The 26,843-nt window shown below is 53.1% G+C and carries 24 protein-coding genes; 13 read left to right on the forward strand and 11 right to left on the reverse strand.

From position 1 onward, the window contains the following. Positions 1-11 precede the first annotated feature (11 nt). Positions 12-1,019, forward strand: coding sequence for a patatin-like phospholipase family protein (locus tag CIK78_RS08430; RefSeq protein ID WP_096279040.1), 1,008 nt, complete (start codon positions 12-14; stop codon positions 1,017-1,019). Positions 1,020-1,022: 3 nt separating this feature from the next. Here the strand turns inward: CIK78_RS08430 and CIK78_RS08435 are convergent, their stop codons facing one another. Then, on the reverse strand, positions 1,023-1,592 hold the full coding sequence (locus CIK78_RS08435; RefSeq protein ID WP_096279042.1) for a Smr/MutS family protein: 570 nt from the start codon (positions 1,590-1,592) through the stop codon (positions 1,023-1,025). A gap of 187 nt (positions 1,593-1,779) precedes the next feature. Here CIK78_RS08435 and prmB point away from each other — a divergent pair, with 187 nt between their 5' ends. The 5 genes from prmB to phaC all read left to right on the forward strand — a co-directional run bounded on the left by prmB (position 1,780) and on the right by phaC (position 6,986). Further along, a complete protein-coding gene (prmB, locus tag CIK78_RS08440) occupies positions 1,780-2,739 on the forward strand; it encodes a 50S ribosomal protein L3 N(5)-glutamine methyltransferase (RefSeq protein WP_096279044.1) in 960 nt (319 codons plus the stop codon). 13 nt (positions 2,740-2,752) lie between these two features. Continuing rightward, a complete protein-coding gene (gene aroC, locus CIK78_RS08445) occupies positions 2,753-3,844 on the forward strand; it encodes a chorismate synthase (RefSeq protein WP_096279047.1) in 1,092 nt (363 codons plus the stop codon). Between the two features lie 107 nt (positions 3,845-3,951). Next, positions 3,952-4,398, forward strand: coding sequence for a hypothetical protein (locus CIK78_RS08450; RefSeq protein WP_096279049.1), 447 nt, complete (start codon positions 3,952-3,954; stop codon positions 4,396-4,398). A gap of 190 nt (positions 4,399-4,588) precedes the next feature. After that, positions 4,589-4,999 carry a phasin family protein gene (locus CIK78_RS08455; RefSeq protein ID WP_096279051.1) on the forward strand — a complete coding sequence of 137 codons (411 nt, stop codon included), beginning with the start codon at positions 4,589-4,591 and terminating at the stop codon, positions 4,997-4,999. Positions 5,000-5,114: 115 nt separating this feature from the next. Next, positions 5,115-6,986, forward strand: a complete 1,872-nt coding sequence (gene phaC, locus CIK78_RS08460) for a class I poly(R)-hydroxyalkanoic acid synthase (RefSeq protein ID WP_096279053.1) — start codon at positions 5,115-5,117, stop codon at positions 6,984-6,986. Between the two features lie 92 nt (positions 6,987-7,078). Here the strand turns inward: phaC and ahpF are convergent, their stop codons facing one another. Next, complete coding sequence (gene ahpF / locus CIK78_RS08465; protein WP_096279055.1) at positions 7,079-8,635, reverse strand: alkyl hydroperoxide reductase subunit F; 1,557 nt, start codon at positions 8,633-8,635, stop codon at positions 7,079-7,081. A gap of 118 nt (positions 8,636-8,753) precedes the next feature. Next, positions 8,754-9,317 carry an alkyl hydroperoxide reductase subunit C gene (gene ahpC, locus CIK78_RS08470; protein WP_096279057.1) on the reverse strand — a complete coding sequence of 188 codons (564 nt, stop codon included), beginning with the start codon at positions 9,315-9,317 and terminating at the stop codon, positions 8,754-8,756. Between the two features lie 353 nt (positions 9,318-9,670). On the opposite strand from ahpC, the gene CIK78_RS08475 reads away from it, so the two are divergent. The 4 genes from CIK78_RS08475 to CIK78_RS08490 all read left to right on the forward strand — a co-directional run bounded on the left by CIK78_RS08475 (position 9,671) and on the right by CIK78_RS08490 (position 13,863). Beyond that, complete coding sequence (locus tag CIK78_RS08475) at positions 9,671-10,774, forward strand: polyamine ABC transporter substrate-binding protein (protein ID WP_096279059.1); 1,104 nt, start codon at positions 9,671-9,673, stop codon at positions 10,772-10,774. A gap of 94 nt (positions 10,775-10,868) precedes the next feature. Beyond that, entirely contained in the window at positions 10,869-12,050 is a 1,182-nt protein-coding gene (potA, locus tag CIK78_RS08480; RefSeq protein WP_096279061.1) for a polyamine ABC transporter ATP-binding protein, read from the forward strand. Positions 12,051-12,086: 36 nt separating this feature from the next. Then, positions 12,087-12,995, forward strand: coding sequence for an ABC transporter permease subunit (locus tag CIK78_RS08485; protein ID WP_096279063.1), 909 nt, complete (start codon positions 12,087-12,089; stop codon positions 12,993-12,995). Positions 12,996-13,023: 28 nt separating this feature from the next. After that, the gene (locus CIK78_RS08490) at positions 13,024-13,863 is read left to right on the forward strand and encodes an ABC transporter permease subunit (RefSeq protein ID WP_096279065.1); all 840 of its coding nucleotides are present in this window, start codon (positions 13,024-13,026) and stop codon (positions 13,861-13,863) included. Positions 13,864-13,869: 6 nt separating this feature from the next. Here the strand turns inward: CIK78_RS08490 and CIK78_RS08495 are convergent, their stop codons facing one another. Then, the gene (locus CIK78_RS08495) at positions 13,870-14,079 is read right to left on the reverse strand and encodes a CPXCG motif-containing cysteine-rich protein (RefSeq protein WP_096279067.1); all 210 of its coding nucleotides are present in this window, start codon (positions 14,077-14,079) and stop codon (positions 13,870-13,872) included. A gap of 129 nt (positions 14,080-14,208) precedes the next feature. Between CIK78_RS08495 and CIK78_RS08500 the strand changes: the two genes are divergently transcribed. Beyond that, positions 14,209-14,637: a DUF3617 family protein gene (locus CIK78_RS08500; protein ID WP_096279069.1), complete on the forward strand. Its 429-nt coding sequence runs from the start codon at positions 14,209-14,211 to the stop codon at positions 14,635-14,637. A gap of 133 nt (positions 14,638-14,770) precedes the next feature. Here CIK78_RS08500 and CIK78_RS08505 read toward each other — a convergent pair whose 3' ends face one another. Beyond that, on the reverse strand, positions 14,771-17,923 hold the full coding sequence (locus CIK78_RS08505) for an efflux RND transporter permease subunit (RefSeq protein WP_096279071.1): 3,153 nt from the start codon (positions 17,921-17,923) through the stop codon (positions 14,771-14,773). Beyond that, positions 17,923-18,885, reverse strand: a complete 963-nt coding sequence (locus tag CIK78_RS08510; RefSeq protein ID WP_255249099.1) for an efflux RND transporter periplasmic adaptor subunit — start codon at positions 18,883-18,885, stop codon at positions 17,923-17,925. The genes CIK78_RS08505 and CIK78_RS08510 overlap by 1 nt, the downstream gene beginning before the upstream one ends. 213 nt (positions 18,886-19,098) lie before the next feature. Between CIK78_RS08510 and CIK78_RS08515 the strand changes: the two genes are divergently transcribed. Further along, positions 19,099-20,283, forward strand: coding sequence for an NAD(P)/FAD-dependent oxidoreductase (locus CIK78_RS08515; RefSeq protein ID WP_096279075.1), 1,185 nt, complete (start codon positions 19,099-19,101; stop codon positions 20,281-20,283). 123 nt (positions 20,284-20,406) lie between these two features. Here the strand turns inward: CIK78_RS08515 and CIK78_RS08520 are convergent, their stop codons facing one another. The 4 genes from CIK78_RS08520 to CIK78_RS08535 all read right to left on the reverse strand — a co-directional run bounded on the left by CIK78_RS08520 (position 20,407) and on the right by CIK78_RS08535 (position 22,552). Further along, complete coding sequence (locus tag CIK78_RS08520; protein ID WP_096279077.1) at positions 20,407-20,718, reverse strand: YqjK family protein; 312 nt, start codon at positions 20,716-20,718, stop codon at positions 20,407-20,409. After that, positions 20,693-21,097 carry a phage holin family protein gene (locus CIK78_RS08525; protein WP_096279079.1) on the reverse strand — a complete coding sequence of 135 codons (405 nt, stop codon included), beginning with the start codon at positions 21,095-21,097 and terminating at the stop codon, positions 20,693-20,695. Before CIK78_RS08525 ends, CIK78_RS08520 begins: the two co-directional genes overlap by 26 nt. After that, positions 21,097-21,429: a DUF883 family protein gene (locus tag CIK78_RS08530; protein ID WP_096279081.1), complete on the reverse strand. Its 333-nt coding sequence runs from the start codon at positions 21,427-21,429 to the stop codon at positions 21,097-21,099. The genes CIK78_RS08525 and CIK78_RS08530 overlap by 1 nt, the downstream gene beginning before the upstream one ends. 79 nt (positions 21,430-21,508) lie before the next feature. Further along, complete coding sequence (locus CIK78_RS08535) at positions 21,509-22,552, reverse strand: phospholipase A (RefSeq protein WP_096279083.1); 1,044 nt, start codon at positions 22,550-22,552, stop codon at positions 21,509-21,511. A 164-nt stretch (positions 22,553-22,716) separates the two neighbouring features. On the opposite strand from CIK78_RS08535, the gene mscK reads away from it, so the two are divergent. Then, the gene (gene mscK, locus CIK78_RS08540) at positions 22,717-26,079 is read left to right on the forward strand and encodes a mechanosensitive channel MscK (RefSeq protein ID WP_096279086.1); all 3,363 of its coding nucleotides are present in this window, start codon (positions 22,717-22,719) and stop codon (positions 26,077-26,079) included. Here mscK and CIK78_RS08545 read toward each other — a convergent pair. Then, the gene (locus CIK78_RS08545) at positions 26,076-26,834 is read right to left on the reverse strand and encodes a TlyA family RNA methyltransferase (protein ID WP_096279088.1); all 759 of its coding nucleotides are present in this window, start codon (positions 26,832-26,834) and stop codon (positions 26,076-26,078) included. The two genes, mscK and CIK78_RS08545, sit on opposite strands and share 4 nt — an antisense overlap. Positions 26,835-26,843 lie beyond the last annotated feature (9 nt).

Here is a 26,843-nt window from a genome sequence, read left to right on the forward strand (position 1 = left end):
AGGACGTTAGCATGAATGAATTGGCTCACTTGGCCAGTGGCAACAAAGTTGCCTTGGTGCTGGGTAGCGGCGGTGCGCGTGGCTACGCGCATATTGGTGTTATTGAAGCATTAGAAGCCCGTGGTTTTGAGATTATTGCCGTGTCTGGTTGCTCAATGGGCGCGCTGATCGGCGGCATTTACGCCGCGGGTAAGCTGCCGGAGTACCGCGAGTGGGTATGTAACCTGGATTACTTTGATGTGCTCAAACTGGTTGATGTGACGTGGAGCCCTATGGGCGCGATGCGTGCCAGCAAAGTGATGAGTAAACTAGAAGCGCTGGTAGGCGACATTTTGATGGAAGATTTGTCGATTCCGGTGACAACCGTGGCGACTGACTTAGTGCGCCAACGCGAGGTGTGGTTTCAAAAGGGCTCTCTTTTGCGCGCTATTCGCGCGTCTATCGCAGTGCCCGGTGTTATTACCCCTGTTCATCTTGGTGAGCAAGTCTTGGTCGACGGCGGGCTGCTCAACCCTTTACCCATTATGCCCGTGGTCGCTGCCCATCAGGCGGATTTTGTCGTGGCGGTTAACGTCACCGCGCACAGCCCGCTACCGGTTACATTAGAGGAACTGCTTCCCAAAGAAGAAGAGGCCACCGATAGCCGCAGTGAAAATGAGCGCGAGCGTGACCAAAGTATGGGTAAGTGGATTGGCGATGTTCGTGCGGCGACGCGTAAACTTTGGGGTGGGCTGGGTGCCAACGGGGATGAAGAGCCTGATGAGACCACGGAAGCCCGCGGTAAGCGTGAGTGGAGCAAGCTGGATATGATTTTGGAGTCGTTTGATATTACCCAGGCGGCGCTGGCTAAATATAAAGTGGCGGGTTACCCACCCGATGTGCTGATTGAAATACCCAAGACCGTCTGTAGCACCTATGAATTTCATCGCGGTAGAGATTTGATCCGCTTAGGTCGTCACTTGGCGGATCAGGCGTTAGAGCGGCGAATGCCAAGCATTGCTTCGGATGCCGCTGAGTAGCGGCTAAAGGCCACGTTTACGTAGCAGGATATACACGGCGCCGGTGCCACCATCGACGGGCACCGCCGAACAGAATGCCAGCACCCCTGGCCATTCGCGCAGCCATGTATTGGTGTGGCTTTTGAGTACGGGGAAATCAGACGTGGTGCCCCATGCTTTGCCGTGCACCACGAGTACGCAGCGCAGCTCTTGGCTGGCTGAATCGCGTAGAAAACTCTCAAGCTCCGTACGCGCCTCTTCTAGCGTATAGCCATGTAAATCCAACCCCGACTGCCACGCGGTTTGGCCGCGTTTTAGCTGGCTGAAGGTACGTAGCGGCAGGTCAACAACGCTGAACTCCAGATATTCAGACGGGCGTACGGCCTCCACGCGGCCATCCGACGTGCGCCCGCTGACCTGCTTAGCATCGCTTTGCACCGCCGCGTGGCGGCGCGCCTCATGTGCCTTTCCATCTTGTTTAGGTTTGCCTGGATCGGCCTGATTGGTCGCGATACGGCGTACGCCCGCCGCGGTTAACGCTTCACGGAAGGCACTGATATCATCATCATTGGGAAGGTGGCGGCGTCGCGTCATGGCAGGCTCAGGTATGAAAAATAGGTGTCAAAACGGTAAGTCAGCGTAAAGAGGCACAGTATAGCGGGCTGAGCGTTGCTGTGAACCTGGCGGCGTGAAAGGTACAATCTTTTATTCGTCATGTGGATAAAGCGTTATCAGGCATGGCCTGGCTGCATCCAAGATTATCGTTAACCCAGGAGTCGCTGTGACCACGCATCTCAACGCTGAGCATTCTCACTCAACCCTTTCCCTGCCAGAGTCGGCGCTGGTGAGCGAACTCTTCACACTGCGTGACTATTTACGCTGGGTATCCAGCGAGTTTTATCTGGCCGGTTTGCATTATGGCCATGGTACCGACTCCGCCTGGGACGAGGCCGTTGCGCTTTGTTTGGGCGCTTTGCATCTGCCGTGGAGCGTTGACCCCGGGGTATTAGAGGCGCGGCTGCTGCCCATTGAGCGCCTGCGTATCATTGGCTTAGCGCGCGAACGTATTACCACGCGTCGGCCGCTGCCCTATTTGCTGGGTGAAAGTTTTTTTGCCGGCCATCCGTTTCACGTTGATGAGCGCGTGCTGATTCCACGTTCACCGATTGCCGAACTCATTGAAGATGGCTTTGCGGCTTGGTTTCCAGAAGAGCCTCCCGCTAAGGTGCTAGACCTATGCACGGGCTCTGGGTGTATTGGTATTGCCACGGCGCTGTATTTGCCCACCTGCGAAGTAGCGCTGGCGGATATTAGCCAAGATGCCTTAGCCGTGTCGCGGCAAAATATTACCCGCCACGATGTGGGCAATCGCGTGCGCGCGCTGGAGTCGGATGTCTTTAATAGCCTGGAAGGCCAGCGCTTTGATTTGATTGTCTCTAACCCGCCCTACGTGGATGCGCGTGATCTTGCGTTGATGCCCGCTGAGTTCCGCCATGAGCCGTCATTGGCACTGGGTGCCGGTAGTGACGGTTTGGATATTGTGCGGCGTATACTGCGTGAAGCGCGGCAACATTTGACCGATGAGGGCTGGCTGATCGTTGAGGTTGGTAACTCAGATTGCCATGTGAAAGCAGCATTTCCGGATGTTCCTTTTTTGTGGCTTGAATTCGAGCGTGGCGGCCAGGGCGTGTTTGTCCTGAGCGCCGCTGAACTCGACGCCCATGCGGCGTCTTTCGTGTAAGGAATTAACGGCCATGTCTGGCAATACGTTTGGCAAATTATTCAGTGTCACAACCTTTGGTGAAAGCCACGGCACCGCGCTTGGCGCAATCGTTGATGGCTGCCCGCCAGGGCTTCCGCTTTGCGAGGCGGACCTGCAGCACGACTTGGATCGCCGCAGGCCGGGAAGCTCGCGACATACGACCCAGCGCAAAGAGCCGGATCAGGTGCGGATTCTGTCAGGCGTTTTTGAAGGTAAAACGACCGGTACGTCGATTGGTTTACTGATTGAAAACACCGATCAGCGATCTAACGATTACTCGAAAATTAAAGATCAGTTCCGGCCCGCGCATGCGGACTACACCTATCATCATAAATATGGCCACCGAGACTATCGGGGCGGCGGGCGCTCCAGCGCACGAGAAACTGCTATGCGGGTAGCCGCTGGGGCCATCGCCAAGAAATATTTGGCGGCTCAAGGTGTACAGATTCGTGGCTATATGAGTCAGCTAGGGCCGATCAAAATTGACTTCAAACAGTGGGAATCGGTAGCGCAAAATGCTTTTTTCTGCCCTGACCCGGAGCGCGTAGCCGAGCTTGAAGCCTATATGGATCAACTGCGGCGTGATCAAGACTCAGTGGGCGCTGAAATTACCGTGATTGCTGAAGGTGTTCCCGTGGGGCTGGGTGAGCCGGTATTTGACCGCCTGGACGCTGAGCTTGCGCATGGCCTGATGAGCATCAATGCCGTAAAGGGCATTGAAATCGGTGCAGGCTTTGGGTGTATTGCCCAGCGCGGCAGCGAACATCGCGATGAGATGACGCCCGAAGGGTTTCTGTCTAATCATGCAGGCGGCGTGCTTGGCGGTATTTCCAGCGGCCAACCAATCGTTGCGCGGTTGGCGCTAAAACCGACGTCGAGCATTACCACCCCGGGCCGCTCTATTGATGTGCATGGTCAAGCGGTCGACGTGATCACAAAAGGGCGACACGACCCCTGCGTGGGTATTCGCGCGACGCCTATTGCTGAAGCGATGATGGCCATAACGCTGTTGGACCACTGGTTACGCCAGCGAGGCCAAAATGGTGACGTTAGCGTTGATACCCCGCGTTTAACGCAGCTTTAAAGTCCCGGTGAAGTGGGCTTATCGCTGCTACACTCAGACAAAACCCCGGTGTCGGTGAAATTAGTATCGATAAAGTGAGTGTCGGTAAAACTTGGCAGGAGCCGCCTATGAAGATTAACGTTGAGTTTGATCTTACCCCTGATGAGTTTCGCCAATCACTGGGGCTGCCTGATGTAGAGGAATTCCAAAAGCATCTGCTAGAAAATATTCAGCGGCAAATGGAATCCGGTGTTGAAGGCTATGACCCTATGAGCCTTATGCGGCCTTTCTTACAACAGCCGATGATGCAGCAAGGGCTTTCAGAAGGACTCTCCAAGGGGCTTTCCCAAGGTTTAGCGAACTTCGGCACCTACCAGCAAATGATGCTGGATATGCTGCGTCAAGCGAGTAATGCTGCTGCGTCTGATGATTCTTCTACTGCGGATGAAGAGGCCAGCCCAGGTGCATCGCGTAAAGACACATCGTCGGCAGGAGCGCCGGACTCAGGCAGTTCAAGCGCGAAGGGCGCGAAGGCGAAAACAACCGCTTCTTCGCGATCTCGAGCGAAAGGTTAGAAGGTAAGAAGGTAAGGATACTTTCTAGAGTAGTTTGCAACCCCGTATGTCAGCGGCTACTCGTTTTTGCAGTGCGTTTTTGCAGTGCGTTTTTCAGTGCAGCAATGCTACGTCACCATGAGTCACTCCAGGCGTTTTACATGTGTAGCCTAAGGCTCATGCCAGGGATCCATCGAGAGGAGCAGACACTATGCAAGATAATATGACGGACGCCTTTAACGCCCAAACGCGTCAAATGTTTGAGCCTATGCGCAAAATCAATTCGCTGATGCTCAACAATATGGAAAAAATGACCCAGTATCAGTTGGAAGCAATGCAACGCTATAGCCAAATGGGTACCGAGCGTATGCGCAGCGCTACTGAAATCAAAGATGCCGAAGGCCTGCGCGATTTTAGTACTAAGCAAGCAGAAATGATGAACGAAGTGTCCCAGCAGATGCAGGAAGATGCGCGGGCAATGAGCGAGATGAGCCAGCAGTTCAAATCTGAAGTGGAAAAGATGTTTAGCGAAGCCGGGCAGCAAATGTCCGGGCAAGCCAAGGCTGCGACTAAAGGCGCGCAATCGGCCAAAGCCTCTAGTCAGGCGTCGCGTAAAAGCTGAGTGAGATCACCATCGCGGCGCCTTAGGGCGCCGCGATGCTTTTATCATCCTGATTTATGGCCTCGCCGGTCGACAGCGTTTGGTGCGCCTGAGAGTAGGCGCAGGGAGAGTAAGTATGCAGTCAGCGTGGCAGAATCCGTTTCAGGCTATATCTCAAAAACTCTCTGAAGGGCTTTCTCAAGCGGAAGCCGATGCTTGGGCTATCCAGCTTAGCGATATTAGCGACAAGTATCAGGGACTGATGCAGGACTTACTTTCCCGTATTGCACCCAGCGAAGCTGCCGACTCTATCTATGCCGATATGCGTGAAAGCTTTGAGGCTGGGGCGCAGTCGCTGATGCAAAATCCTACTCTGTTGCTTGAAACCCAAACACGTTTACTACAAGACCAGTGGCTGTTGTGTCAGCAGGCGATGCGAGGCATGGCCGGCGAACAAGTCTCACCACTGATAACCCCTGCAAAAAATGATCGTCGCTTTAAAGACAGTGCGTGGACCCACGAGCCGTATTACATGGCGATCATGCAGCAGTATTTACTGTTTTCGCAGGTCGTTGAAGAGCTGGTTGAAAGCTTGGGCGGCTTGGATGAAACCCATAAGCGCAACTTGATGTTTTACGCGCGCCAGTTGGTGAACGCGATGGCGCCGACGAATTTTATGACCACTAATCCCGAGGTCATGCGTAAAACGCTGGAAACACGTGGCCAGAACTTGGTTGATGGCTTAGCGAGTTTACGTGAAGATTTGGCCAACTCCGCCGAGGGAATCAATGTCCGCATGACGGACCGCGGCGCTTTTGGTGTGGGTCACAACATTGCAGTGACGCCCGGTGCGGTGGTGTATGAAAATGAATTAATCCAATTAATTCAGTACACCCCAACCACAGAGAAAACGTTTAAAACGCCGCTGCTGATGGTGCCACCGTGGATCAATAAGTATTACATTCTTGATCTGCGTGACGATAACTCCATGGTCAAGTGGCTAGTAGGGCAAGGGCATACAGTGTTCTTGATTTCCTGGCGTAATCCTGGCTCTGAGCAGCGTGATATCACGTGGGCCGACTATATGCAGATGGGGCCCATTAGTGCGATGGATGCCATCGAGCAAGCTTGTGGCGAGAAGTCGGTGAACCTACTTAGCTATTGTGTTGGCGGTACGCTAACGGCTTCAACGGTGGCTTACCTTACGAGTACTCGGCGTGGGCGGAAAGTGAAGTCGGTGACCTATATGGCAACGCTGCAGGACTTTCGCGATCCTGGCGATATCGGCGTCTTTCTCAACGAGCGTGTGGTTGAAGGTATTGAGCAAACGCTGCAGCTGAAAGGCTATTTGGACGGCCGTTCAATGGCCTATACCTTTAATTTACTGCGTGAAAATGATTTGTTTTGGTCGTTCTACATCAGTAACTATTTGAAGGGTGAAACGCCTGCCGCTTTTGATCTGCTTTACTGGAATACCGATGGCACCAATTTGGCTGCAGGTACCCATGCATGGTACTTGCGTCATATGTATTTGGAGAACAGCTTGGTTGAACCAAACGGCATTGAATTAGATGGCGTGAAGATTGATCTGCGCAAAATATCAACGCCCAGCTATTTTGTATCGACTAAAGAAGACCATATCGCTAAATGGAACAGCACCTACTACGGGGCATTGCTGCCCAAGGGGCCGGCAACCTTTGTGCTCGGCGGTTCAGGGCATATTGCGGGTATTGTTAATCCGCCCAGTAAGAACAAGTATGGATACTGGACCAACGATGCATTGCCGGAAAACCATGAAGCGTGGCTGGAAAGCGCTAGTGAGCATGAGGGCTCATGGTGGCCTCATTGGCAGGCGTGGATGACTGACAATGGCTATGCCGACAGCGAGAAAATGGTACCTGTGCGCCAACCTGGCGATGGCGCACTTTCCATCATCGAGCCGGCACCAGGGCGCTATGTCAAGATGACCATTCCTGAGGTGCTAGGAGAAATACCGACGACGCCGTAACTGCTGCTGACGATCATAAGAAAGCCCGCTGACGTTGAGCTGACCCTCAACAGTAGTTCAACCCAGCGGGCTTTTTTTGGATTTCTCAATCGTTAATTACGAATGAGATAGTCAAACGCGCCGAGCGATGCTTTAGCGCCTTCGCCCATGGCAATAATGATTTGCTTGTAGGGCACGGTGGTAACATCGCCAGCGGCGAAGACGCCGGGTACCGACGTCATGCCGTGTGCATCGACGATGATCTCCCCGCGTGGCGTCATTTCAATCGGCGAGCCTTTAAGCCATTCAGTATTGGGCACCAGTCCAATTTGTACAAAAATACCTTCCAACGCGATGGATTTGCTTTCATCGTTGGTACGATCTTTGTAGATCAAACCGTTGACCCGGCTGCCGTCGCCAGTGACTTCAGTGCTCTGTGCATTAAGAATAATATCGACGTTGGTCAGGCTCTTAAGCTTTTTCTGCAGCACTGCATCGGCGCGCATCTCGCCCATAAACTCGATCAGTGTCACGTGGCCGACGATTCCCGCTAAGTCGATAGCGGCTTCAACGCCAGAGTTGCCGCCGCCAATAACGGCAACGCGTTTGCCTTTGAACAGCGGGCCATCGCAGTGAGGGCAGTAGGCAACGCCTTTGTTACGGTACTGCTGCTCGCCGGGAACGTTCATTTCGCGCCAACGAGCACCGGTCGCGAGCACGAGCGTTTTACTCTTAAGTGTCGCGCCGGAATCAAACGACACTTCATGCAGGCCGCCTTGAGCCTCAGCTGCTTTAAAGCTAGTGGCGAGCTGCAGATTCATGATATCGACTTCATAATCTTTTACGTGCTCTTCAAGCGCGCTGACAAGCTTAGGGCCTTCGGTATGCGAAACGGAGATGAAGTTTTCAATCCCCATGGTATCGGCCACCTGACCGCCAAAGCGTCCCGCGGCTATGCCGGTGTTAATGCCTTTACGGGCTGAATAGATCGCTGCCGCCGCACCCGCGGGGCCACCGCCAATCACGAGCGTGTCAAAGGCCGCTTTTTCGCTGAGCTTTTTGGCATCGCGCTCAGCCGCGCCGGTGTCGACCTTGGCTAAAATCTGCTCAAGCGTCATGCGGCCCTGATCAAACGGCTTGCCGTTCAAATACACGCTCGGCACCGACATGATTTCACGAGACTCAACTTCATCCTGAAACAGCGCGCCGTCAATCGCAACGTGACGGACGTTGGGATTAAAGATGGCCATGAGATTAAGCGCCTGAACAACGTCTGGGCAGTTCTGGCAGGAAAGTGAGTAGTAGGTCTCAAACAGCATTTCGCCGTCGAGTGCCCTGATTTGATCCAGCAGTTTGTCAGAGGTTTTAGGCGGATGGCCGCCTACTTGCAGCAGCGCGAGAACCAGCGAGGTAAATTCGTGGCCCATCGGGATGCCAGCGAAAACTACGCCGGTGTCTTCGCCGGAGCGGTTAATTGCAAACGACGGCGTGCGGGCATCTTGACCGTCGCTGTGCAGGGTAATCTTATCGCTTAGGCTGCTGATGTCTTCCAAAAGACCCAGCAGTTCTTGTGACTTGGCTCCGTCATCGAGGGACGCAACGATCTCGAACGGCTGAGTCACTTTCTCCAGATACGTTTTCAACTGGGATTTTAAATTGGCGTCCAGCATGACAGTAGCTTCCTCGCAGTACTCTGAGCAGAAACAGAACACCCGGGCAGGACCCGGGTGCTGAGGTATCACTAGCCGCCAAAGCTAAGCTTGGCGGCTGGTTAGATCGATAGGCGGTTTAGATTTTGCCTACCAGATCTAAAGAAGGCGCCAGCGTTTCTTCGCCTTCTTTCCATTTAGCCGGGCAAACTTCGTTCGGATTAGCGCGAACGTATTGAGCGGCTTTCACTTTACGCAGTAGCTCTTCGGCATTACGGCCGATGTTGCCAGCATTGATTTCGACAATCTGGATTTTGCCGTCAGGATCGACAACAAAGGTACCGCGCTCAGCAAGGCCAGCGTCTTCAATCAGGACTTCAAAGTTGCGTGAAATGCGCAGCGTCGGATCAGCGATCATGGGGTACTGCAGCTTGCCGATGGTGTCAGAGCTGTCGTGCCATGCTTTGTGCGTGAAGTGGGTATCAGTAGAAACACTGTAGATTTCAACGCCCAGTTTTTTAAACTCAGCGTAGTGATCGGCTAGGTCACCAAGCTCAGTTGGGCATACAAAGGTGAAATCAGCTGGGTAGAAGAAAAAGATAGACCACTGACCTTGTATGTCGGTTTCAGTAACATCGACAAATTCACCGTTAACATAAGCTGTTGCTTTAAATGGCTTAACTTCAGTGTTGATTAAAGACATTCGGGTAATCTCCGTGATTGATGAACAAAGGGTTAAGAAGTGATGATAATACTAAGGGCTAACGGATAATGAATAAAATTAAGAATAGCCATTAGTTTGATAGTATTTAGCTATTGGTGGACTGGCCGGCGTCGCCGCACTGCTGTTAAGTGGGGCCGATGGTGCGGAATACAAGAATTTTTCACATTGTCTTGCGATAGGGGCTCACGCACCGCAAAATTCGCACGGCTAGTATGATGGCCTACGCTGTTTGAGTGGCAGACAGCTCGCCACGGGGAATACGTGGCACAATAATCGCTTAGAACCGTGTTGAAAAGATCGCGTAGCTAGATATAGATAATAGGAGCAGTAATATGGGGAACATTCACAAACTTTCCGCGGCCGTTGCGGCTATTTCGTTCGCCGCAGCGGCTAGCACTACCTACGCCAATGAGGTGCGGGTGTTTAACTGGTCAGATTACATTGCTCCGGAAACGCTTGAAAAATTTACTGAGCGCACCGGCATTGACGTGACCTATGATGTTTACGATAGCAACGAAACGCTTGATGCCGCCTTGCTTGCCGGCCGTTCTGGCTATGATGTGGTCGTGCCTTCTAGCCAATATTTCACGCGTCAGTTGAGTGCGGGCGTTTATCAGCCCCTTGACCATGAGTTGTTGAGCAACCTTGGCAACCTTGATCCAGATTTGATGGCTAATCTGGAACACATCGACGGAACGAATGAGTATGCAGTCCCTTATATGTGGGGAACCAACGGTATCGGCTATAACACCGATCGTATCGAAGAAATTCTTGGCGAAGACGCCCCTGTCGACAGCTGGGCGCTTCTGTTTGATCCAGAAATTACCGGTGCGCTGAGCGCTGCGGGCTGCGGTATCTCGCTAATGGATTCTGGTATAGAAATGCTGCCAGCAGCGCTGTCCTACCTGGGGCTCGACCCACAAAGTAATGATAGCGACGATCTAGAAGCCGCAGGTGAGGTGATAACCGGCATTCGCGACGACATTACCTACTTTCATTCCTCACGTTACATTGCCGATCTAGCGAATGGCGATATTTGCGTTGCGGCCGGTTATTCGGGCGATATCTTTCAGGCCGCCGAGCGCGCACAAGAGGCGGGGCGTGATTTCACTGTCGCTTATAGCATTCCCAAGGAAGGCTCTGAGCTGTGGTTTGACATGATGGCGATCCCTGCTGACGCACCCAATGCTGAGAACGCGCACGCATTTATCAATTTTATTCTTGACCCCGAGATAGCGGCTGAAATTACTGAATACGTTCGCTACGCCAATCCAAACTTGGCGGCGAATGACTATCTCTCTGACGAGATCATTAATGATCCAGCTATCTACCCGGAAGCCGAGGTGTTACAGAATTCATTTGTACCCTTGGAAAAGCCGCAAAACGTTCAGCGCGTCCTGACACGCACCTGGAATCGCGTTAAATCTGGTCATTAATAATTGTATCGTCTGGCGGCGAGACAAGCATTGTGCTTGTCTCGCTGTTTGTCTTTAAACGCTCGAGTTGTCGGGCTTTTGATGGGAGTGGCGAATGGTCACTACGCCCCTGTCGAACGAGGCTTCATCCACCCCACCTATCAGCACGACTGCACCACGCGCCCAGGGCAAGGCCCCACGGTTTGCTGAAGATGTCGTGCTGGAAGTCAAACGCTTAAGCAAGCGATTTGATGATGCGCTGGCGGTGGATGATGTCAACTTGCAGGTTAAGCGCGGCGAAATTTTCGCGCTACTAGGTGGTTCCGGGTCGGGTAAATCTACTCTGCTGCGAATGCTCGCGGGTTTTGAGACACCTACCGAAGGCCGCATTTTATTAGACGGTGACAATATCACCGCGATGCCGCCGCATAAGCGGCCTATTAACATGATGTTTCAGTCTTATGCGCTGTTTCCGCATATGACGGTAGCGCAAAACATCGCTTTTGGTTTGAAGCAGGACAAGCTTTCTAAAGCGGATATTGATGTCCGCGTAGCGCAAATGCTCAAGCTGGTGCATATGGAGCGCTTTGCCAAGCGCAAGCCACACCATTTGTCGGGCGGTCAGCGTCAGCGAGTGGCGTTGGCGCGCTCGCTGGCTAAGCGGCCCAAAATTTTATTGCTAGATGAGCCCATGGGCGCACTGGATAAAAAGCTGCGCACTGAGATGCAGCTAGAGGTCGTCGAGATCATCGAGCAGGTAGGCGTTACCTGCATTATGGTGACTCACGATCAAGAAGAGGCGATGACCATGGCGGATCGCGTAGCGATTATGGCCGATGGTTGGATTGAGCAGGTGGGCTCTCCGGTGGATATTTATGAAAGTCCGGTTAGCCGCATGGTGGCTGAGTTCGTCGGCACGGTGAATGTCTTTGAAGGCGAGATCATCGAAGATGCCGCTGATCATTGCCGAATTACTGCCCCCGCGCTCGAGCGGCCTATTTATATCGACCATGGTATTACCACCCAGGCGATGGACCGGCGAGTGTGGGTTGCACTGCGCCCTGAAAAAATTTGGTTAACGCGTGAAAAGCCTACGACGGAATATAACTGGGCAGAAGGTAGGGTTGACGATATTGCTTACCTAGGTGGGTTCTCGCTGTATTACGTGCGCACACCTTCCGGCCAGATGATTAAGGTCAGTATGGCTAATACCGAGCGTCGTGGTGATCGGCCTACCTGGGAAGACCGCGTGTATGTCTACTGGGAAGACCACAGTATCATTGTGTTGAACCGTTAGATGGGTGCACTTTTTACTGCGAGGAAATTGCCTTAAATGAAGCCATCTCGTTCTTCAGCGCTGCTCAAACGCTGGCAGCTGGGGCGTCGGGCGGTGATTGCGTTGCCGCTAGTTTGGTTGGCACTGTTTTTCTTGCTGCCTTTTGCGCTGGTGCTCAAAATCAGTCTTTCCGACGCGGCGGTAGCCATTCCACCTTATGGCCCGTTACTGGAATATGCTGATCAAACCCTGCATGTATTTCTGAATGTGGGCAATTATATTTTTCTGCTCTCCGATTCGCTGTATATCGCTGCTTATTGGGGCTCAGTAAAAACCGCTTTTATATCCACTGCCGCCTGCTTGCTGATTGGCTATCCGATGGCCTATGCAATGTCGCGGGCGCCAGCACGCTGGCAACTGCTTTTATTGCTGCTTGTGATGCTACCGTCATGGACCTCATTTTTGATTCGCGTCTATGCCTGGATGGGTATTTTAAGTAACAGCGGTCTCATTAATAATTTGCTGATGGGACTTGGGCTCATAGAATCGCCATTGCGCATGATGAATACCCAGTTTGCGGTCACTATCGGCATTGTGTATGCCTACCTGCCGTTTATGGTGTTGCCACTGTATGCCCATCTCACGCGGATGGATAACTCGCTGCTTGAAGCCGCCGCCGACCTTGGTTCGCGTAAGCTGAATACCTTCATCAAAGTGACCCTGCCGCTTTCGATGGGCGGTATTGTGGCAGGCTCAATGCTGGTGTTTATACCGGCAGTAGGGGAGTTTGTCATTCCTGAGCTGCTTGGCGGCCCCGATACGTTAATGATTGGTAAGGTGCTTTGGGAGGAGTTTTTCCTTAATCGTGATTGGCCTGTCGCTTCGGCGTTAGCCATTGTCATGTTATTGCTGCTGTTGGTGCCAATCGTCTGGTTCCATCGCTATCAGTCGCGCGAACTTGAATAGTGGATGTTTGAATAATGAGTTATCAAGAATGAGGTTTGTGCGGCGAATTAATTTTTCGACGGTCATGTTAGTGCTTGGGCTGCTGTTTCTTTATCTGCCGATGGTGGTGCTGGTTGTCTATTCATTTAATGAATCCAAGCTAGTCACGGTATGGTCTGGCTTTTCAACGAAATGGTATGGCGAGCTGTTCCGGGACCAGCAGATTTTATCGGCCGTGTGGACAAGCCTGAAAATCGCCTTTTTCGCGGCGAGCATGGCGGTTTGCCTGGGCACCGTAGCAGCCTTTGTAATGACGCGCTATGGGCACTTTAGAGGTAAAACGGCGCTTTCCAGTATGGTCACCGCGCCTCTGGTCATGCCGGAAGTGATTACCGGCCTGTCGTTGCTGTTGCTGTTCGTGCAAATGGCGCAGATTACCGGGTGGCCTGCCGATCGGGGTATGGCGACTATCTGGATTGCCCATACGACCTTTTGCAGTGCCTATGTGGCAGTAGTGGTCGCTGCTCGGCTGCGAGAAGTGGATCGTTCAATTGAAGAAGCCGCCATGGATTTAGGCTCACCGCCGTTGAAAACGTTTTTTTTCATCACGCTGCCGATTATTTCGCCAGCGCTGGCTGCAGGCTGGCTATTGGCCTTTACGCTGTCGCTCGATGATTTGGTAATTGCCAGCTTTGTCTCGGGCCCTGGGGCAAACACGCTACCGATGGTGGTGTTTTCATCGGTGCGTCTAGGCGTGTCGCCGAAGATTAACGCGCTGGCGACGCTGATTATTTTGGTAGTGTCGCTTGCGACCTTATTAGCGTGGTTCTTTATGCGGCGCAGTGAAACTAAACGCAAACTGGCCGTTAAGCAGGGCGATACGGCTTAGCTATCATTACATAACGTCGTCATCGCGGCCCGCTACGACGCTTTCAAGTTCGCCATTCATAGGGGAGACGATAATCTGCAACTGGATAGGCGAGCAGCACTGATGACAATCTTCCCAGGTGTCGTGGCTGCCCTGAGAGACATCAATGACGAAGGTCAGCGGTGAATCGCAGTAAGGGCAGTGGAAATCATAATTAATCAGGGCGTCGTCATGCATCGTTAACTACCTTTTAAGCGGGTGTATCAAAATGCTTAAGTGTAGCAGTCTGATGGCTAGGTGAGGCATCGACGAATGGAATCAGGTAGGATATTCGCAGGTTCCTAAAGCAACGCAGTGAGAGTAGCGATGATGTTACGTAACATGGCAGTAGCGGCCCTGGTGGCCTTTCCGATGGTCGCGTTGGCTGAGACCCCCAACGTGAAGCCTGGTGAGTGGGAATTTGTGAGCACCACCAGTATTAGTGGCGAAATGGACATTCCGGATCAAACGGAAACTGAGCGTCAGTGCATTACTCAAGAAGAGCTTGAAGGCTCAGAGTTTGGCTTTATCGAAGAAGAAGAAGGCTGTGAGTTACTTGACGAGAATATGACCGCGGATGGCCTAACGTATAGCATGGTATGCCGTGCAGAAGGCGGTGAAGCGACGATCGACGGCGAAATGCGTTTTATGGGCGAACTCATTGAAGGCAGCGTCGATATCCTTACTCAGTCTCCAATGGGTGAGCTGAGCATGAATACGGTCATTGAAGGCGAGCACGTCGGTGAGTGTGAATAACCGCCAGGCTTGAAGTGCCATCAGATTTGAAGCACCACTAGGCTTGAAGTGCCAGCAGTATTGAAGTGCCTCAGTCTTGAAGTGCTTAGCATTAAGGGCGTTCCGTTAAGGGACGCCCTTTTTTCGGCGCCTGTTAACGCTCCGGCGGCTCGCTGTGTAACTGGCTGGTTGAGTTCAGGGTGTTCGATGCGCCGGCGATCTCATCCTCGAGCTGGCGTTTGACTGCCCCTGGTGAGCCTGTATAGCGTGCCAGCAGGTCATAAGCTACGGGAACGACAAAGAGTGTAAACAGCGTAGCAGAGCCCACGCCGGCCATGATCACGGTGCCAATAACAAGGCGCGATTCTGCGCCCGGCCCGGTTGAAATTATCAGCGGAATAGCGCCGGCCATTGTAGTCACCGCGGTCATCAAAATAGGCCTCAGGCGCGTCACGGAGGCTTCAATTAACGCCGCTCTAAACGCATGGCCTTCATCGCGCAGCTGGTTGGCAAACTCGACAATTAAAATACCGTTCTTAGCTGCCAAACCAATCAGTAGTACTAGCCCCACCTGGCTGTAAATATTCAACGACTGCCCGCTTAGCAGTAGGGCAAGCAAAGCGCCACTCATGGCTAATGGCACCGTGAGCATGATTACAAAGGGGTGAATAAGGCTTTCAAACTGCGCCGCTAGCACTAAAAAGACCACTAGCGCACCAAGTATCAACAGGAAGGCAGTGGCGCCACTGGCCTGTTGGAAGTCGCGTGAGGCGCCTGTCACATTAGTTTGCGCCTCGACTGGCAGCAGCTCAGCAGCGCTTTCTTCCAGGTACGCTAACGCTTCACCCAAGGGATATCCGTCGGCTAGGTTGGCTTCAATGGTGATTGATCTAATGCGGTCAAAGCGATTCAACGTGCTGGCGCCCGCAAAGTCAGAGAGCGTGACAAGGCTGGCCAGCGGGATGAGTGCGCCTGAGCGTGCCGAGCGCACCTGAATGTTGTCCAGCGCGCGTGGGCTGTTTTGGCTGCTGCGATCACCCTCTAAGATCACATCGTACTCTTCACCATTGTCAACGTAGCGTGTGACATTGCGCCCACCCAGCAATACTTCTAGCGTTCGGCCTATTTCAGTGACGGTTACGCCTAGCGCAGCGGCTCGCTGGTAATTAATATCCACGCGCAGCTGAGGCTGTGTTTCGTTGTAATTGCTCTCTAGCGCCATTAAGTTTGGATTGTTTTCACGCACGTGGTTGATCAGCGTATCGCGCCAGCGGGCAAGCTGTTCGTAAGTACCTCCTCCCAGCACAAACTGCACCGGTTTTTGAGTGCGCTGCCCAAAGCCTTGGCGCATGACCGGAAAGGCCTGTACGCCCGGCTGCGTGCTGAGGGTTTGGCGCACTTCGGCCATAATTTCCCACGCACTGCGTCGACTTCCCCAGTCGGCCATGTTGACAATAATAAAGCCGCTATTGAAGTTCTCAATATTGCCGTAGCCGCGTGGGGCACGAACTACCACGCGCTCCAGTTCACCACTGGCTACCAGCGGGGCCAAACGCGCCTCGATTTCGTCCATGTAATCCATCATGTAGCTGAAGGTAGCGCCTTCTGGCCCGTTGACTAAGACGATGAAGTTGCCGCGATCTTCCTGTGGCGTGTATTCATTCGGTAGAGCTGTGGCGAGCCAAGCGGTGGCGGCAATCAGCAGGATAAACATAGCCACGACCAGCCAGCGCATCCTAAGCATCCACTCCAAGGATGTTTGATAGCGGCGCTGCGTGCCGTTAAGCAGCCACTGTACTGACTTACCAATACGGCTATCGTGCATGCCGGGCTTAAGAATCTTTGAAGCCATCATTGGCGTTAGCGTCAGCGCTAATAACGTTGAGATAACGACGGCCGCGGCCATGGTCAGCGCAAATTCGGAAAACAGTCGCCCGATATCACCTTGCAACATGCTGAGTGGAACGAAAACGGCGACGAGCACGAGAGTGGTGGCAATCACCGCAAAGGCAATTTGCCGAGTGCCGCGAAAGGCCGCGACGAGGGGCGTTTCACCGTAGTCGTGCATACGACGATTGATGTTCTCAAGCACCACGATGGCATCATCCACAATCAGGCCAATCGCCAGCACCAGGGCAAGCAGGGTGAGTAGATTGATCGAGAAGTTCATCGCGGCAAGGGCGGTAAACGAACCAATAACCGCAATAGGTACGGTGACGGCGGGCACCAATGTCGTGCGTAGATTACCTAAAAAAAGAAAAATCACGACCACAACTAGGGCCATGGCTATAAAGAGCGTCATGACAACCTGGTCGATGGCACCGGAGACGAACAGCGAAGCGTCGTAATCTAAACTCAGCGACATTCCTTCTGGCAGAGTGCCTTGCAGGCGTTCAAGCTCTATTTTTACCGCATCAGATAGCTCAATGACGTTGGCTGTCGATTGCATGATCATGCCAAGACCTACCATGGGGACTCCGTTGGAGCGGAATACTGTACGGTCTTCAACGGCGCCAACTTCAACGCGGGCAACATCAGCAAGGCGCACAAGATAGCCATTGTCACCTTGATTGAGCGCGAGGCGCTGAAAGTCTTCGGCACTTGCAAAGCTGCGTGGAAGGCGAACAATAAACTGACGATCCTGTGATTCAATCGAGCCCGCCGGCAGTTCGACATTTTCTGCCCGTAGTGAATCTTCAATATCACTGACCGTTAATCCACGCGCGGCCAGCGCATTGCGATTAACCCACACGCGCATGGCGTAGTCGCTGCCGCCACCGACACGAACGCGTGCCACGCCTGGCTGCACAGAAAGGCTATCGACCAAGAAGCGGTTCGCATAGTCGGTCAGCTCGGTAATGGAGTAGTCTTCGCCAGAAAGGCTCATCCACACAACGATTTCTTCGCTGCTGTCGGCTTTGGTGACTTCAGGGTTGTCAGCGTCATCGGGCAGGTTGCGCAGCGCCCCGGAAATGCGGTCGCGGATATCATTGGCGGCGGCATCGATATCCATGTCTAACGAGAATTCTATTTCAATCCGAGAGCGGCCATCCTCGCTTTGTGAGGTAATTAGATCAATGCCTTCCACGCCGGCAATGCGGTCTTCAAGCACCTGGGTAATGCGCGTTTCAACGACGCTTGCGGACGCGCCAGGGTAGCGGGTGTCAATCGTGACCACGGGTGGATCAATGGTCGGATATTCTTGTAGCGGTAGGCGGTTAAGCGCCATTAAGCCAAAGGCAATAATGAGTGCCGCGATCACCATCGCCAGTACCGGGCGCTGAACAGAAATATCCGATAATCGCATTAACGGTCGGCCTCTAGCAGCGCTCGAATGCTGGTTTCGTCGTCAGCGATACCAAGCAGACGTGCCTCCTGGCCATCGCGTGCCAACTGCAGTCCGTGAACCACAACGAGTTCGCCGGCGGCTAACCCTTCCAAAATTTCAACTTCGCCATAGCGTCTCTCGCCAATCGAAACAATCCGCTTGGCGAGGCGCGTGCTATCTTCGCTTTGCTCGATAAGCATGATTGAGTGTCGGTCACCGCTGGGCTCAATGGCGGCTTCAGGAATCACTACCGCGTCGCGAACCCGCTGCTGAACAATGACTTGCATTAACATCCCCGGCCGTAGCCGGCCATCGGTATTGTCGAGTACTGCGCGCACATTAACGCTACGCGTAACCGGGTCCACGCGCGTGCCAATAGTGGCGATTTGACCATTAAAGATGTCGTCAGGGTACGTGGCGGTAGCGGTATGTAGCATTAGGCCTGGTGAGATTCGGCCAAGAAACACTTCTGGGACACTGAAGTCGAGCTTCATTACATCCAGTTTATCGAGCGTCACCAAGTCCATTCCTGGTGTTACCAGCGCGCCGATGCTGATATTGCGAAATCCAACGCGGCCGCTGAAGGGCGCGCGCAGCCGGTAATTTGCCAGCTGGGCTTCTATGGCTTGAATATCGGCTTCTGCTTGGCGCAGCCGCGATTGGCTATCTTCAACGTCGGCTCTGGCTGCTAGGTTACGTTCTTGTAATTGAGAGGCGCGGTTCGAGGCATTACGTCTTTCATCGCGCAACGCCTGAGAGGATCTTAGTTGAGCCTGTTCTTCTGTATCCTCTAAGCGGATGAGTAGCTGCCCCTCTTCAACCTGCTCACCGTCTTCAAAATTGATCTGGGCCACTATCTCAGTCACCGTGGTGGATAGCACGACGCTTTCCTCCGCACTGAGCGTTCCTAGCGCCTCTAAAGGATCAGACCATGTGGTCATAACCGCACGCGTGCCGATGACTGAGGGCGGTAATTGAGCAAACGTTAGACTGGATAGCAACAGAGTGAGAGTAACTAGGATGAGTCGCGAAAATAGCCGTCGGCGAAAGGGAAAATGCATAGTTATCTCAGTGTTAGTCGATAATTTTAAGGCCTGACCCTGTTAGAATGTTTGTTTGTACAGAGTAAGTGGCCCTTTTATGAGCAGTTTCTTATGATTTATGACGTTGTCGTTATCGGTGCTGGAGCGGCTGGATTGATGTGTGCTGCTCAAGCGGGCTATGCCGGCAAACGTACCTTAGTACTAGATCATGCGAATAAAGCGGGCAAAAAGATTTTGATGTCCGGCGGCGGCCGTTGCAACTTTACCAATCTTGGCACTACGCCACAGCACTTTTACTCGTTAAATCCATACTTTTGCATTTCGGCGCTTCAACGTTACCGTCCTGAGCACTTTGTTGAGTTGATAGAACGACACGGAGTGGAGTACGTCGAGAAAACACCAGGCCAATTATTTTGCGCAGTCTCGGCTAAAGAAATAGTGTGCACGCTGATAACCGAGTGCGAATGGGCAGGGGTTGATATCCAGCTGAGTACTCAAATCAGCGCCGTAGAGCGAAAAGGCGACGCTATGCGGCTTAGCACGTCGGCGGGAGCGATTGATGCTGGAGTGGTAGTGGTGGCAACCGGAGGGCTTTCGATTCCAACCATGGGCGCGACAGGCTTTGGCTATGACTTAGCTCGCCAGTTTGGTTTAGAGGTTTTAGCGACGCGGCCTGGGCTAGTGCCTTTTACGCTCAGCGATACATGGAAAGACCGCGCGGCTCAGCTCTCAGGCGTCAGTGCATCGGTGGCAGTAAGTGCCGGTGATCGCTGTTTTGTAGAACCCATGTTATTTACCCACCGCGGCTTATCCGGCCCCGGCATACTACAGATATCCAGTGTTTGGCAGCCGGGGCAAGGCATCAGTATTAATTTACTCCCGAGTGAAAATGCGGCTAGTGCCCTGCGTGATGCTCGTCAGCATATGCCCAAACGTCAGCTTTCCACATGGCTGGGCGAACGCTTTCCTAAGCGCTTGGCCCAAGCACTATTAGAGTGGTATCCCGAGGATGATGCTGCACGGCCCTTGGCTCACTATTCTAATCAGGCCTTGGATACGTGGGCGCAAAGGTTAAATGCCTGGCAACTAAAGCCATCTGGCACCGAAGGGTGGCGCACTGCAGAGGTGACAATGGGGGGGATTAATACCGATCAGCTGTCGTCAAAGACCTTTGAAGTTAAGGACTTGCCTCAACTGCGTTTTATCGGTGAAGTTTTGGATGTAACGGGCGAATTGGGGGGGTACAACTTTCAGTGGGCGTGGGCCAGTGGGGTAGCCTGTGGGCAATCTTGCTAGGACCTGACTAGACTAACTGCGCCAAAGCCATGGCATGATAAAAATCGGTGCCAAGGCCTCGTTTTTCATTCAATTCACGAGGCATTGGCAGCGGTTCACGCCGATCAACTGCTCGCTATCGTTTTAAGTCGCCACTTTGGCTAATAGTTTAAGTTTTTTGAAGAGCATATAGCCCGCAAGCGCTTTCCTGCCTGCTGCCATAGCGCCCCCTGGGTGGCGTACCAGCTTCAGCGCAGCAACGCCACCAATGAAATAAAGCGGAAGTTTGAAGCTTTTCCAGCTTTTATCTAGCGGTGACGTTGCCTGCTGTAAAAATGCACTTTCTATCAAGATGTCCACACGCTGTTGTTCCAGCTCAGCAAGTAGCTGTGCCTTGCGCTGAGAGCGGCTTAAAGGCTGAACTAACGGCTTAGCTGTTTTTGCGGATGGTTTCATCCTCATGCTCCTCAAGCAATGCTCTATCAGCCGTAAGCTGTTTAAGCGTTTCTTTCAAGAGCGAGTGGCGCTTCGATTGGCGAATCGCAATAACAGCAAATAGCACGCTGGCGCCTATCAAAACGGCGGCACTAACGGCAATAGCCGTTAAGCGGTAGGTATCCCAAAATAGCACGACTACCAGTGCGGTCAGGGTGGCAATGCCTAATAACAGCAGAACCAAGCTTGCCCCTGCCAAAAGAAGCAGAACTGCTAGGCGAGCACGCTCTTCTTCTAATTCAAGTACCGCCAAACGCAGGCGGGTTTCGCTATTAGCAATCAGCGAGTTCAGCAAGCGTTTGGCGGCAGAGAAGACGCGTTGGGTAGGACCCAAGGCCATTAGCGACGACCGAGCAGCATACCCACAACTAGGCCTGCCGCTGCGCCAATACCAATGCTTGTCCAAGGATTGTCATGGACGTAACGATCACAAGCATCAGCTTGGTGGTTCAGTGAATCACGCGCTTCATCATAGATACGCTCACCGCGTTCTTCCAAACGAGCGCGAGTATCTTTAAGGCGGCGCTCGGCACGCGAGCGAAGGTCGTTCATCTCACCGCTAGCGTCCTTTGCCGTCGCGTTCATAAGTTCTTCAACCGTTTCACTCAAATGACGCAGGTCGTCTTTAAGTTGATCTGACTGAGAAGAGAAGGGGAGTTGACGTTTAGCCATGGTGTCTTTCCTTTGACGAGTGAATGATTGAGGCTGCTGTAAGCATAGCAGCCACATCGTAAGAGACAAGTAAATGCTGCTATCGGTTCAGCCCTGTCGCACTAAATAATGGATTTAAGCTAAAACCAATACTCAGGCGATGAACGCGATTGTCATAATCTATCAGGCTTTCACCATAGCCGTAGTAATACTGCACATGCGCCCTCAGCGTATTAAACGCTGGCCAGCTATAATCAATTTGGGTGCCATAGTTGCCTGCGCTTGGATTGCCGCGCAGCAGGCCGCTCATTTCATGGTTATTATTAAGACGTTTCGCTAGGCGGATGTCGCCGTAACCCATAAAACGTTCGATGTCTGGGTTGTCGTCATCTTCTTGCGACTCCGGTACCCGCCAGTGCGGCGCCACGGTGAAGGCCCAGTCACCGCGCTGAAAGGTGCTTTCCAGATAGACCCGGTTCCAGCTACGGGACAGCGGGTCTGAGCGGCCATTAGACTGATGGTTAAACGATACGCGGTTGAGGGTATTCACCCAACCAAGTGCACTCCAGGCATTATTAAAGTCGATGAATATTTCAGGCTCATAGTTAGTTTCCCGAAAGGGCGATGAGGCATCTGTGTTGTAGGCCTGCCACCAGCTGCGCTGAGTGTAGCCAAAAAAGACATCACCATAATTACCAAATGCCTGCTCGGCGAGATTAACCTTGGCGCTGAATTGGAATTTCAATTCCACGCTATCCACTGAAGCATCTTCAGTAATATTGCGAAAATTTTCGCGGTTCTGGTTGGCGTTATAGCTGACCGGGAACAGATAATTCGTACGGTGCGTTGTGATCGAAAATGGGTTTTGGCTCGATTCCTGTTCAAGCAGCCGGCGCTCGCTTAAGTCTTCCAGCGCCACTTCCTGCGGCAGCGGCTCCACCGGTAAGCCAAGCGCTGCGTCTTCGGGGCTTGTTACTTGCTGAAGCTGCTGACGAAGCTCATAAAGCTCGGTATTGAGGGCATTAATACGCGCCTCAATTTCTGCCTGTGAGTCAGCAAAGGCATTTGCACTCGCGGCGCTCACAGCAGTGGCGAGGCTGAGCAGCGTAATAAGTTTTCGCAACGACCGTTTTCGGATGACCATCAAGGTGGCTCGCAAAATGATTAAAAGAGGCAAATGCCAAGGTTGTTTCTATCACGCTACATCGTGAAGTCAATACCTCTGATTGCGCTAGCTATCAGAACGTCTGACAATGGGGCAATTATCCGTGTTTGCGGAGCTTTCGATGTCAACGAGGCATAAGTAACGTGGTTAGATACGCCGGTAAATGGTTAGTAACGTGTTTGTTTCTGCTGGCCATCAGCAGCACTGCTATTTCTCAAGCTTATGCCTCGCTTCAGGCCGATGCGCTGGATGGCGTGCCCGAACAAGCTGAATTGGCATCAAGGCTCGCTCAATTAGAATCAAATGAAGGAGCGTTAACGAACCAGCAGGCCAGCGATAAAAAAGCCTTAGAGGCGGCACTAGATGCGTACGAAAGGCTGGTGTCCGTCGATGAGCGATTGAATGCCTTAGACTCCCGTGTTGAGCAGGCCCCAGAGCTGCTGGCAAGTTTACAGCGTGATTTAAGCGATGCTCAAGAAGCTTCGCAGCAGCTTTCAGTGGCTAATTTAAGCGATCGGCCGCTAGATGAGCTAGAAACAATGCAAACGCAGGCAGTGGTCAAGCTTCAGCAACTGCAAAGCCAGTTAGCCGAAGTGAACTCACAGCTACTTGCTGCCCAGACGCTCCCAGAGCGCGCTCAGCAAAATATTGCTGAAACGCTTCAGCGCGCCGAGAGTTTACGCCGACAGCACGATGAGCGCGAGGCTTTGTTAGCAGATCGACAGCTTTCCGCACTGAATGATGCGGCCCTGATTCAGCTGCGCCTTGAGCGAATACTGGCCGATCGTGAAGTGAGTTTTAATCAGCGAGAGCTAAGCGCTAATAGCCGGCTACGTGAGCTAGCTCAACAGCGCCGCGATGTACTGATGCTGCAGATCGATTACCAAGAACAGCAGTTGGGCATGCTGCAAGGTGTGATAGATCAGCAGCGACGCCTGGCCTCTGAGCAGGCCATCGCTGACGCCGCGCGAGATGACCCGTTAATTGCCGCCGGGCATCCAGTGGTGCTGCAAGTACAGCAAACCAATCAAACTTTAAGCCAAGAGTTATTGCGCGCAACGGATCGTGCTAACAGCATTGTGCGCGAAAACATAGAAGCCCAGCGCCAGCTAGAGCATGTGCGACAGCTGCAGCGCAGCCTCAATGAGCAGATTGATGCGATACGCGGTAGTCAGCTGCTGTCGCGTATTCTGCGCGAACAGCGCCAGTCGCTACCGCCGCTATCAGTGCGGAGAGACTTGCAGGATGAAATAGCGGACCTGCGTTTAAAGCAGTTTGATTTGGTACGTCAGCGAGACCAGCTTCGTCAGAGCGCACAGTTTGCCGAGACGCGCTTAGAAGAGGCGGGCATAGAGGCAACCCCGGGGCTGGTAGACTCACTTTCTCGACTGTATCAGTCGCGCCGTGAGCTGGTTGAACAGTTAGAGCAATCCTATGGAAGCCTGTTAAGCGCGGCGATTGAGCTTCAACTGAATCAGCAGCAGTTGCTTATTACCACCAGCGAGCTGCGCGAAACGATTGATGAGCAGCTTTTCTGGGTCGCCAATAGCCGCCCGCTGGACTTTGGCTGGCTGCGGCAATTGCCTCACAATTTGTTGTTAGAGTGGAGTGAAGGAGAGTGGCGCGCTATTTTGCCTACCCGCTGGCAGGGACTTTCTTGGGAAGTATTAAAGGGAGCGCCGATTTTCTTACTTGGCATCGTACTAATGGGCTTGCGGCGCAAAATCAAAACGCGCCTGGCCGACATACATTCGCAAATTGGTCGGCTGAAAAGCGACACTCAGCTACATACTCCCAAAGCAGTGCTGTTTAATGCACTGCTGGCTCTTCCGGGCCCGCTCGCGCTAGCCGGCATTGGCATTGGGCTGCTTGAAGTGGCTGGGCCTTTAGCCACTAGCGTTGCGCCAGGGTTGCTTCAGTTGGCCTTAAGTTGGGGCGTGGTGGCATGGGTGCGCAGGCTGCTGGTCGCGGATGGAGTCGCAGAGCGCCACTTTACCTGGTCGCCGCAATATACCGCACGGTTGCGTCAACTTCTGGGAGGATTCGGCGTTGCCCTGGTGCCGGTCATTGCGATTGCGACGATGTCGGATGAAATGGAAACGCCGTTAGCACTGCGCCCCGTCGCTTTTGCGCTATTGTCGTTTGGCTTATTAGCCATGAGCTGGTGGCTAGCGCAGTTAATACTGGCGCATATCCCTGTATTTGGTGTGCGGCTGTTTCGCTTATTGCTGGGGCTTGCGATGGCAGCGGTTCCGCTGATGCTGCTTGGCCTTGTGGTGTGGGGGTACGAATATACCGCGCTGCGCTTAGTGGGCAGGTTTGCCATTACGCTTTATCTGCTGGGGTTGTGGGTGGTGGTGGAAGCGACGCTGGTGAGAAGCTTGGCCGTAGCTGCTCGACGCCTCGCTTATCGCCGTGCGCTGGCTCGCCGTCGTGCTCAGGTGCAGGAGGGTGCGGAAGGCGGGCTGGAGGTAGTCGAAGAGCCGCCGCTCGATATGGAGCAAATTAACAGCCAATCCTTACGGCTTTCTAAGTTGATTGTACTGATTGGCTTCAGCGCGCTGCTCTATTTAGTGTGGGCAGACTTATTGTCAGTGCTTGGCTATTTAGACCATGTGTCGCTTTGGGAGTCTCAAGAGGGTGATTTAGTCGACAGCGTACTGTCAATCTCCGACGTCTTTACTGCGCTGCTGGTCGTCGCTATTACCTTTATTATGGCGCGTAACCTGCCCGGTCTGCTGGAAGTGATGGTGCTATCCAGGCTGTCGTTGAAACAGGGCAGCGCCTATGCAATTAGCTCGCTGCTCTCTTATACCATTGTGGGCACTGGGGTGGTGATGGGGCTGGCCACGCTCGGCGTGTCTTGGGATAAACTGCAGTGGCTCGTGGCAGCATTGAGTGTGGGGTTAGGCTTTGGCCTGCAGGAGATTTTCGCCAACTTTATCTCTGGGCTTATCATTTTGTTTGAGCGCCCAATACGGATAGGCGACACCATCACGATAGGTAATCTACATGGGACTGTCAGCCGTATTCGTATCCGTGCGACCACGGTTACCGATTTTGATCGTAAAGAGATCATTATTCCCAATAAGACATTTGTAACCGACCAGCTGATTAACTGGTCGTTGTCGGATAACGTGACGCGCGTGGTGCTCACCTATGGCGTGGCTCACGGCTCGGATATGCCCAAGGTGCACCAACTACTGCGCCAGGCTGCCGATGAAAACCACCGAGTGTTAACCGACCCGGAGCCGCAGGTTTTTTGCTTAAACTACGGGCAGCACAGCCTTAATTTTGAGCTGCGTATTTTTGTTAATGACTTGGTCGACCGCCTGTTTGCCGCCGATGAAGTCAACTGCCGGGTAGATGAGCTATTCCGTGAAGAGAATGTTCGCGTAGCGTTTGAGCAGATGGATGTATGGTTACACCGAGATCAGGGCGATGCGGTTAAGGTACAGTCTGCAGCGCGGCCGTCCTCAAACGTGCTACGCCCTGATCCAAGCTAAGCTTCTGTCGCTGCATGTAAAAGAAACTCGCGATTGCCGTCGCTGCCGGTGATAGGGCTCTCCTGCCAGTGGCGTATGGTGAGCCCGCAGTCGTGACAAGCGCTTCGAATGCTAGCCTCTACATCGGCAAAAAGTGTCGCATCGCGCACTACGCCGCGTTTGTCCAACGCGCCGGGGCTTAACTCAAACTGCGGCTTAACCAGTGAGATTAACTGCCCGTCAGGCGGTAATAGCGCGGCAACCTCGGGCAAAATTAGCGTTTGGGATATGAACGAAACATCCATTATGGCAACGTGTATTGGCTGGTCCGCAAGAACGTGAATGAGCGGCGTTGCGCTGCTCATGTGCCGTGCGTTGAGGCCTTCCAGACAGGTAACGCGTGGATCAGTACGCAGCTGTTCTGCAAGCTGGCCATGGCCGACCTCCACGCCAATGACATGGCGAGCACCGAACCGTAGCGCACAGTCAGTAAAGCCACCGGTTGACTGGCCAATATCCAAAACAACGCAGCCGTCAAAGCGAAGGCCAAGCGCTGTAAGCACTCCTTCCAGTTTCAAGCCTGCGCGGGATACGTAGCGCTCCTCGGGGTCATCTTCAACGATAAAGCGAGTAGTGTCGGGCCATTTTTCAGACACTTTAGTGAGTACTCTGCCACTGTTAGCTAGGCTGACCCGGCCATGGCGAATCAGTCGTTGGGCGCGCGTACGTGAGTTGGCCAGCCCTAGGCTGACCAACAGTTGATCAAGTCGTATCATGAGTATATG

Source organism: Halomonas sp. JB37, assembly GCF_002332255.1.
GTDB lineage: Bacteria > Pseudomonadota > Gammaproteobacteria > Pseudomonadales > Halomonadaceae > Vreelandella > Vreelandella casei.